This window comes from Coprobacter sp. (assembly GCF_982436375.1).
Genome location: NZ_CEWDCG010000219.1, coordinates 1 through 4,616 on the forward strand (window position 1 = coordinate 1; position 4,616 = coordinate 4,616).

General features: G+C 36.6%; 5 protein-coding genes. All 5 read left to right on the forward strand.

All coding sequences use genetic code 11. The annotated features are described in order from the left end of the window. Nucleotides 1–83: 83 nt before the first annotated feature. The 5 genes from trxA to AC1WHX_RS10645 all read left to right on the forward strand — a co-directional run bounded on the left by trxA (nucleotide 84) and on the right by AC1WHX_RS10645 (nucleotide 4,437). Nucleotides 84–398, forward strand: coding sequence for a thioredoxin (gene trxA / locus AC1WHX_RS10625; protein WP_122338416.1), 315 nt, complete (start codon nucleotides 84–86; stop codon nucleotides 396–398). A gap of 111 nt (nucleotides 399–509) precedes the next feature. Then, nucleotides 510–1,514 (forward strand): DUF4861 family protein, encoded by a 1,005-nt coding sequence (locus tag AC1WHX_RS10630; protein WP_122338417.1) that lies wholly within the window; start codon nucleotides 510–512, stop codon nucleotides 1,512–1,514. 3 nt (nucleotides 1,515–1,517) lie between these two features. Continuing rightward, entirely contained in the window at nucleotides 1,518–2,504 is a 987-nt protein-coding gene (locus AC1WHX_RS10635) for a cation diffusion facilitator family transporter (protein WP_122338418.1), read from the forward strand. Nucleotides 2,505–2,717: 213 nt separating this feature from the next. Further along, nucleotides 2,718–3,263 carry a porin family protein gene (locus tag AC1WHX_RS10640; RefSeq protein ID WP_122338419.1) on the forward strand — a complete coding sequence of 182 codons (546 nt, stop codon included), beginning with the start codon at nucleotides 2,718–2,720 and terminating at the stop codon, nucleotides 3,261–3,263. Between the two features lie 631 nt (nucleotides 3,264–3,894). After that, nucleotides 3,895–4,437, forward strand: coding sequence for a porin family protein (locus AC1WHX_RS10645; protein ID WP_031258320.1), 543 nt, complete (start codon nucleotides 3,895–3,897; stop codon nucleotides 4,435–4,437). Nucleotides 4,438–4,616 lie beyond the last annotated feature (179 nt).

A 4,616-nucleotide genomic window follows, 5' to 3' on the forward strand; every position in this document is an offset into this window, starting at 1 on the left:
AATAGGATTGGTTTATTGTTTTTTTATAACTTTGTTAGACTTTTGAAAACCATTATAAATTAAAATTTTAATACTTCAAAATCATGGCATTACAAATTACAGATGCAAACTACAAAGAGCTTCTCGCTTCGGACAAGCTCGTAGTAATTGATTTTTGGGCGGAATGGTGCGGTCCATGTCGCAGTATCGCCCCAGCCGTTGAAGAACTGGCCGCCGAATTCGAAGACAAGGCGATTATAGGAAAATATAATGTCGATAACGACAATGAGTTGAGTGAAGAATACAGCATCCGCAGCATTCCTACTCTTTTATTTTTCAAAGAAGGCAAACTTGTCGATAAACAAGTAGGTGCATCTTCTAAAGCCAATCTGAAAGCAAAAATCGAAGCTAACTTATAAAATATAGAATATCAGAGAAAGATTGTATGGAGAATTTCATACAGTCTTTCTTTCTACCGACTCTCCTCCCAATTTGTTTTTAGAATTTTACCCATTAAAACTGAAAACATCATGAGAACTTTCATGTTAATCGTTTCGATGACGACCTTCATATTAACCGGATGTCATCAACAAAAGAAAAGCGAGAGTCTGGTTATCGAAATGACCAATCCCACAGACCGTTACCGGAATAATGCAGGTATTGTTATCGAACGTAGCCAATTAAATAATCCGGACTCTACATTACTACCTGTCCTTTACGATAACAACGGAAAACCAATCGTCTCTCAACTTGATGACATAGATCAAGACGGGCAATGGGACGAACTCGCATTTATCTGCAATTTTGCTCCGAATGAAAACCGTACTGCAACACTTACATGGGTAACTTCGGAGAAATATCCGACTTTTAAAGATTCTATACAAACGTCTGCAGGTAAAGAGTCATTTAAACAATTTACCGCTTCAGGAGACTCTATTCTGCAAGAAGCCGACTCTATCGGATTAGGTGAAATAGCAGTCTATTCGAACAAGGCAACCTACCCTATAGGAAAACCGAACTATTTATTGATAAGCGAAGGTCCGGTAAGAAGAATTTACGGAATAGACCTAAAAGAAAGTAAAGTATCTGCCGGCCGTATAGCAGAGATGGTAACAATCTGGGCAGGACATAAAGGTTATGAAAAGGAAATAGCATTAATAAATATGCCTCCGAACACACTCCTACTCACAGGCATAAAAGATAATGTTCTGAATCGAGATACCACTTTCCGAGCTTACGAATATGGTTATGTCGCTCTAATGGCGCATACTTTAGAAAAAAAATCATACTATACGGGAATGGCGATCATTATTCCTGATGAATATTATACCCGACGTGGCTATACTGCTTATAAAGGTCTTAATCTGTGGTATGCAGAATTGAAACCGAATGCAGAAAACAAAGTGACTTTTTATGTATACGGTGCCAAAGAAAAAGATAACGAAGGATTTCGCAGCGCCGACTATTTTGAAGAATTTATCGATTACGAAACTCTCTACATCGATAACCCGATAGAAATAAATCTTGTAAATTAATATATGGACGAAGGCCGCCTCAAACAAAAAGTACAAATCGTAATCGTATCTTGTTCTGTCATTCTGATGACTGGAAAATTCATTGCATTTTTTATGACTAATTCGGTCGGAATTCTGACCGATGCGATGGAAAGTATTGTAAACGTGGCTGCCGGATTCATCGGTTTATACAGCCTTCATCTTGCGGCAAAACCTAAAGATGAAGGTCACCCTTTCGGTCATGGGAAAATAGAACTTATTTCAGCTTCTATAGAAGGTCTCCTCATTATTCTCGCCGGGGTATTAATCGTTTTTGAAGGCATCAAGCGGCTGTTTATTCCCTCTGTAATCGAAAAACTGGATATCGGTATTTACATAATCGCCGGTGCCGGAATTATCAACTATTTATTGGGATATTATAGTATCCGCACCGGAAAAAAATATGATTCTATCGCTTTGGTTGCCGGAGGAAAACATCTTCAATCCGACACTTATTCGAGTATAGGCTTAGTCATCGGATTAATTCTGATGTATATTACCCGAATAAGATGGATAGACAGTGCCTTGGCATTAATTTTCGGAACTATTATTATTTTCACGGGAATCTCCATACTTAAAAAAACGGTTGCCAACCTCATGGACAAAGCCGATAAAAAAATTCTCAGCATAATCGCCGATATAATATCAAAAAACAGGCAACCCGACTGGATAGACATCCACAACCTGAAAATGGTAAAATACGGTAGTTATTATTATATAGACTGCGATCTTACTCTTCCTTGGTACTATAATATAGAAGAGGGTCACTCGGCTTGCAGAAATCTGGAAAAGACTATATGTAAAGGGTTTACCGATAAAATTTCATTCTCGGTACATTCAGATTCCTGTGCTAAATCTTATTGCAGACACTGTCAAGTGACGAACTGCACATATCGTAAACAAACATTCGTTTCACCTCTACAACTTACGCTCAAGGAAATTACAGAGAGCGATGAAGAACGTAATGAATAAAATTCTCTACAAAAAGAAATCTTTAGAACTATTCAGAAAAAGAAATCCTTGCACGTGTGAACAACTCCCATATCTCCGATTGTTATAGTAAAACAGCGCAATCTATAATTACTGAATAATAATGAGAGCATACGATTGCAAAATCGGGGGTTCCTATGCTTCTCCAGTTATATTTCCTTCATAACCGGAACCGGAAGGATAAAATTTCTGAATATGAGAAAACTTATTCTTGCATCTGTCATGATGCTTATGGCAACAGCCTTTTCTTTCGGGCAAATGGATATTGGATTCGGCCCTAAAATCGGATTAAATCTAACGAACATGACAAACTCAAACATGAGGATAAAACCGGGCATAGTAGTCGGAGCATTCGCAAACATGCGAATAAATGATTACTTAGGGGTTCAACCTGAAATACTATTTTCCATGCAAGGGACTAAAAAAAATGATTATACACTGAAAATGAATTATTTCAACATCCCGATCATGGCAAAAGCCTACATGTGGAAAGGTTTAAATCTTGAACTCGGACCACAGTTCGGATTCCGGACAAAAGCTTCCAGTGAAGAAGGAGATATAAGTGTGAATGTAAAAGACGAAACAAAAATCTTCGATTTTGCAATCGGTGTTGGATTGGCCTATGAAACAGAAATGGGACTCACTGCGGGATTCAGATATCTGATCAGTGCAACCAAAGCTATCGATCATGAAAAAAACAAGAACAGTGTATTTCAACTTACTTTAGGATGGATGTTCTAAAAAAAGAAAGAACATAGTTTTTAGAAAAAAGTGTCAAAACTCTCTTTGAGAAAATGGACTTTTAATTTGAAACTTGACATCTTTCACCGATTATAAAAAAGCCGTATCACTACTCGAAAAATAGAATTGATACGGCTTTTTACGTTTACCAGTCACAATCTAATAACTTTTCAAAGTGTTCATCTTAGAGCCTATCTAAATTTTCTAACAAAAAATATTATCAGGTCATTTTTGTACTTTCTTCCGGTCTTTTTTCCCGTTTTTTCTCGTCAGATAGCCCATAAAAATGATAAAATATCCTCGAAAGAATCTCTCAAAACTGACTCAAGTAAAATTTTGACAAACTCTTAATTTTGACACCTATTGATTTTTATAAAATGCGAAACGATAAAACCATCCGGTCCATTATACCAATATACAACATTTACTCTAACAAAATTAAAATAACTTAAGTAGAAAAATAGACCACGAAAACCCAAAAAAAGACAACAATATTCTTATTTTATTATATTATTTTTGTTGCATAATCAACTATGGGATATACAACCATATCGTTGTGGAGGCCATATCCCTGCCATAATTATAAATTATTTCCACTGGAGGCCTCCCGGTAAATAAAAACTTGATATATATGAAAAGATTTGTACTTGCATCTGTCATGTTATTTTTAGCTACCGCCTTTTCTTTTTCTCAAGAAATCGCATTCGGAGTAAAAGCGGGGTTATCTCTTTCGAACCTGACAAATAGTAGTTTGAACGTCCGTCCGGGACTCGTAATCGGAGGTTTCGCCAACATTCGTTTTAATGATTATGTTGCTTTGCAACCGGAACTACAATATGCCATGCAAGGAGGTAAATACGATGATCTGACAACTAAACTGGACTACATTCAAATTCCGGTTATGGTAAAAGGATATATGTGGAAAGGATTAAATATCGAAGCCGGTCCGCAATTCGGATTCCGCACGGTCGGTAAAGAAAAAATCAACGGTAAAAATTACAGCATAAAAGATGCCACGAATGTTTTTGATTTCGCAATCGGTGTAGGATTGGGATATGAAACCGAAATGGGACTTACAGCCGGTTTCCGGTATCTAATCAGTGCAACTGATGCCTTTGACGGCGCTGACGCTAAAAATAGCGTATTCCAGCTTACCTTAGGATGGAAATTCTAATATATTGAGATATCTATAAAAACAGGCCGGGAAAATCTGAAAATTTTCCCGGCCTGTTTTTATAATTAGAAAATTTAAATGAACTCTAAAAGCCTGTCTGATAATTAAAAATAGAAATCATATTTCTTTTTTTCGCTATATTTGTCAAATACAACATATACAATTAAAAGATTCATCCC